This is a genomic window from Staphylococcus sp. EG-SA-2 (assembly GCF_017152085.1).
In genome coordinates, this window is the sequence record NZ_JACYHC010000465.1 from 1 (window position 1) to 4677 (window position 4677).

Below are 4677 nucleotides of genomic sequence, written 5' to 3' on the forward strand. Positions count from 1 at the left end.
CATTAAACCATTGAGCCTTTTGAAATCTGGCATGCTTTCAGTTTCTACTCGAATTAAATAATCACGTTGCATACTATCCCTCAATTCAGTAATATGAATACGTTTATTTTACATTATTTTACAGCAATATATTTGAAATTCGTGTTGAATCGTGTGGGAGGCAGGAGGTTATTTATCCTCACTTGGTTCAAGATGTAGGTTAGCAGCAATTTTGTTTACTATTAAAAATAACCATCCTTTACGAATGGTTATGACTTCTTTTAATCATATTTATATGGATTTTTTAGTTCGTTGTTGGTTTGAAAAAGTATGTGACAATTCAACTAATTCATTATTTTTTTAAGCTCATTGCCTAATTTATCTAAGTCTTGCATGGCTTTATTAACCCAATCACCTTTAGCTACATTTTTAAAATCACTCTTAAATGTATGGCCATGATTAATTAACTGATTGATCAATTGCTTTTCAGATTTTTTCATTTTACTTTTATTTTCACGATGCTTTTCATCATGTTCAGGTGCGATGACTGTTGTGATTAGTTTTTTTTCCTGTCTTTTTTTCAAATCACCTACCATCCAACTATCTCCTAGTAAAGGGTCAGACATAGGATTAGATAACGGATCAGGGATTCCCATAAGCTACTTCGCCTCCATTATTTTTTCAGATTGCTGTATATATTCTCTTCTTATTTCTTCTTTATAATCTTCTAACTTTAACTCTTTTTGTCTAATATAAGTATCTGCTTCATAATCAAATTCTTCAACTAGTCGTCTCACCTTAGCATTTGACTCTTCACTATAGTTCATTTTATTCTTTAAATACAAAAATGCATCATAACTTTGTTCATTTTCTCTTCTAAGGTGATATTTTAAATCACTAAGATTTTGTATCTCCCTTTCAATACGTTTCAACTCTATTTCATATGCATTTTCAAGATCATCTATTTTCTTGTATTCTTCAAACATCATATTAAATCACCTATTTGCCCTGCCAATTGTTGATCCTTAGCAACTATTTCATTAATACTTTTTTCGATTTGCTGTAAATACGAATTATATTTCTTAGATAAGTCCGTAATTTTATTTAGTTTGTCTTTTATTTCATTATGTGGTTCGGTAGCAAGTTTACTTTCATTGACACCACCGTTATCTAATGCACTTACCTTTTCTGGGTATGAAAGATGTTTACCTACAATATCACTAGCTTCTTGTGCGTCTTTCCAATTTGCTTCAAATTTCTCATCCATAAGATTGAACATATTTTTCAACTGCTGAAGTTCTTGGTCAACCATTTTACTTAGTCCTTCAGCTACCGAAAATGCCACTAAAGTTTCAAGCAATTTTTGTTGAGAAGACGAGAGGGCGCCACCGTTCGTTTGCAGTAACTTCGATTTGATTTCATCTATTTTACCGAGTTTTTTCTCAGTATTTTTTTTCAAAGCCTTAAATGCTTTGTCATTTGCATCGCGATATCCTTTTACTAACATTAGTTCTTCGATTATTTCACGTTGTTCTTTTTCTCCTAAAAAATTCTCCATCGCATGGCCCTGACCATTGTTTATACGTAACACATCACCACAAGTTAAATGATCTGTACGCTTCACTAAATAGTCTAATCCATCCTTTTGAGTTATAACCTTAGTAATATCTCCATCATAATTATCCATTAACTCTTTTAAATATTTTTCATCTGGAAATGTCGTATTTCTAAACAATTGACCACCAAATTTATTACGAATGCTTTTTACTTCTAACGGAGCAGGATTGTATGCCACAACATTTTTGATGTTATAACGAAGCCCAAGAAAGATAGCATCTCTCCCTCCTAAAGAATGACCAGTAACGGTATCAATTTCGTACTTTTTTTGTAAATTCTCAATAAACTGCTGTGTATTTGCAAAATGTTTTCCTTTATAATTGACCATTCCTACTCCAATGGCTAAATCCGCTACACCATCCTTCATAGTGCCTCGTACATCTTTCATATCTTGCTTAGAGGGTGGGAATAATAACGGAGACATCGAACTAAGTGCTACTCTTTTAAGTTGATCGCCGTGAAAGTTTGTACCAGCCATTCCAACAGTAACTTTACCTGTATCTTTATTTAAAAATGCCGTTGCCGTGGTCCCCGTACTGGGGTCTGTATAACTATCTATGTAGTCTAAGTTTTTAGGAAAATTCCCACCCTTTTTTAATTTAGTAATTTGCCCTCTAATTTTTTCATTATCTAAATTATTATCATTTGCATTTTCTATTTCATAACTAATATTAGATATTGCGCTAGTTTCTTCCGAATTACTTGTTATTTTTCCAGGATCAATTTCATATTCTGCTTTAGCCATAATTATACTTCTCCACTTTTTTTATAATCTAAGCTATCACTAAAGTATATATTTTTACCTTTTTCCTCTACAAAAGTAAATTCTATATTTTTATATCCAACTGATGAACCTTTTAAGTTCCCTGACCCTTTTAACAATAACTTTGGAGCTTTATTCGTCGGTATATCATATCTTTTACGTAATTGTTTTACATTATAATCATCATTAGTTAGTTGATATTTCGCTGAATAAATCGGGGCTTCTGGATTATATGAAATATCTCCGTCTTTATAATTTTTCAAATCTTTAAAGTTGCCATATTGAACAAAGAACTTAAAGTTTTTGATTTCTGTTTTTATGTTTTCATCTTTAATTTCTTTTGTTGGAATAACTTTATTATCAATCATTTTAACTGGGTACCTTTTTTCATTCTCTTGGGGTCTTCCGTCTTTATCATTCTTTATTGCATTTACATAATAATATCCTTTTGTTGTTTTTGTATTTCTATTCATGTATAAGACCATACCTTTAATTTTCAAAGCTTCTCCCTTATTTTGAGTCGCCATTTCAGAATTAATAATCCATGTGCCTTTATCTTTTTTATCAAATTGATCATCACGATATCCTTCTTTATCGTATAAATCTTCTAGATTTTTAATCGGATACATACTCAACGTTTTTTCAAAACTTTTTTTAATTTCCGCTTCTTTACCCATGCCACAACCCCCAATAAAAATTGTTAAAAATAGAAAACTAATACATAAAACTATTTTTTTTAAACGCTTCACCGTATCACAACTCTCTTCTTTTTATATGATTTGCTTTTGTGAATTACATATTTTCAACGTTTTATAACACATTTCACTTTAATATTATCAAAAATTATACAAGCAATCTATTAAATTTAAAATATTGTTATTTATTTAGGTTAATACCTATTTTGAAATAACATACGTTGTTAATTACTTATAATTTGACTATTCTCATATATTTGATGTTGCGCTAGTTTCTACAAAATTACTTGTTATTTTTCCGGGTTCGATTTCATACTCTTTATTGGTCACGTTTATTTATCCTCGCTCGGTTTAAGATGTAGACTATCAGTAAAGTAAATATTTTCATTTTTATTCTCTAAAAAAGTAAATTCAATTTTTTTATATCCAACTGATGAACCTTTTAAATTCCCTGTACCTTTCAACAACAGCTTCGGCGCTTTATTTGTTGGTATGTCATATCTTTTACGTAATTGTTTTACATTATAATCATCATTAGTTAATTGATATTGAGCTGAATAACTCGGCACCTCTGGATTATATGATATATCTCCATCTTTATAATTCATTAAATCTTTAAAATTGCTATATTGCGCAAAAAACTTAAAGTTTTCGATTTCTTTTTTTATGTTTTCTTCTTTAACTTCCTCAGTAGAAATGAATTTATTATTAATCATTTTAACTGGATATTTTTTTTGATTATCCTGAGCTACTTCGTATTTCTCCGTCTTTATTTCATTAGTATAGTAAAATCCTTTTGCACTTCTTGTATTTCTATCTATCTTCAAAAGCATGCCTTTTATTTTTAGAGCTTCTCCTTTATTTTGAATTGCCATTTGAGAATTTACAATCCATGTTCCCTTATCATTTTTATCAAATTGATCATCACGATATCCTTCTTTATCGTATAAATCCTCTAGATTTTTAATCGGATACATACTCAATGTTTTTTCAAAACTTTTCTTTATTTCCGCTTCTTTACCCATGCCACAACCAGCAGTGATACTAATGACTAAAAACAGAAGACTAATACCAAGCACTAATTTATTTACACGTTTTATCATTTCATCACTCTCTTTTTCCGGGATTGATTTCATATTCTGATTGAGCCATGATTATACATCTCCGCTTTTTTTATAATCTAAGCTATCACTAAAGTATATATTTTCTTCTTTTTTCTCTACAAACGTAAATTCAATATCTTTATATCCAACTGATGAGCCTTTTAAATTCCCTGAACCTTTTAACAATAACTTTGGAGCTTTACTCGTCGGTATATCATATCTTTTGCGTAATTGTTTTACATTATAATCATCATTAGTTAATTGATATTTAGCCGAATAACTCGGCACCTCTGGATTATATGAAATATCTCCGTCTTTATAATTTTTCAAATTTTTAAAGTCGCCATATTGAACAAAGAACTTAAAGTTTTCGATTTCTTTTTTTATTTTTTCATCTTTAATTTCTTTTGTTGGAATGATTTTATTATCGACCATTTTAACCGGATATCTTTTTTCATTGTCGTGCGGTTTTCCTTCATCCTCGTCCTTAGTCACATCGACATAGTAGTAACCATTTGTT

6 protein-coding genes are annotated in these 4677 nt (G+C 30.0%); all 6 read right to left on the reverse strand.

The annotated features are described in order from the left end of the window. Positions 1-323: 323 nt before the first annotated feature. Complete coding sequence (locus tag IDG60_RS06410) at positions 324-635, reverse strand: hypothetical protein (RefSeq protein WP_000512631.1); 312 nt, start codon at positions 633-635, stop codon at positions 324-326. Positions 636-638: 3 nt separating this feature from the next. Then, the gene (locus tag IDG60_RS06415) at positions 639-965 is read right to left on the reverse strand and encodes a hypothetical protein (RefSeq protein ID WP_001804823.1); all 327 of its coding nucleotides are present in this window, start codon (positions 963-965) and stop codon (positions 639-641) included. After that, positions 965-2341, reverse strand: coding sequence for a hypothetical protein (locus IDG60_RS06420; protein WP_001029555.1), 1377 nt, complete (start codon positions 2339-2341; stop codon positions 965-967). Before IDG60_RS06420 ends, IDG60_RS06415 begins: the two co-directional genes overlap by 1 nt. A 2-nt stretch (positions 2342-2343) precedes the next feature. Next, the gene (locus IDG60_RS06425; protein ID WP_206160567.1) at positions 2344-3108 is read right to left on the reverse strand and encodes a tandem-type lipoprotein; all 765 of its coding nucleotides are present in this window, start codon (positions 3106-3108) and stop codon (positions 2344-2346) included. A 278-nt stretch (positions 3109-3386) separates the two neighbouring features. Next, positions 3387-4157: a tandem-type lipoprotein gene (locus IDG60_RS06430; RefSeq protein ID WP_000597213.1), complete on the reverse strand. Its 771-nt coding sequence runs from the start codon at positions 4155-4157 to the stop codon at positions 3387-3389. A 51-nt stretch (positions 4158-4208) separates the two neighbouring features. Next, a partial coding sequence (locus IDG60_RS06435; RefSeq protein ID WP_043951319.1) for a tandem-type lipoprotein occupies positions 4209-4677 on the reverse strand: 469 nt, incomplete at its 5' end.

What these genes read in the sequence shown, in the direction of transcription:
- IDG60_RS06430 (WP_000597213.1), bottom strand. Translation starts at nt 4,157, where the DNA reads ATGATAAAACGTGTAAATAAATTAGTGCTTGGTATTAGTCTTCTGTTT.
- IDG60_RS06415 (WP_001804823.1), bottom strand. Translation starts at nt 965, where the DNA reads ATGTTTGAAGAATACAAGAAAATAGATGATCTTGAAAATGCATATGAA.
- IDG60_RS06410 (WP_000512631.1), bottom strand. Translation starts at nt 635, where the DNA reads ATGGGAATCCCTGATCCGTTATCTAATCCTATGTCTGACCCTTTACTA.
- IDG60_RS06420 (WP_001029555.1), bottom strand. Translation starts at nt 2,341, where the DNA reads ATGGCTAAAGCAGAATATGAAATTGATCCTGGAAAAATAACAAGTAAT.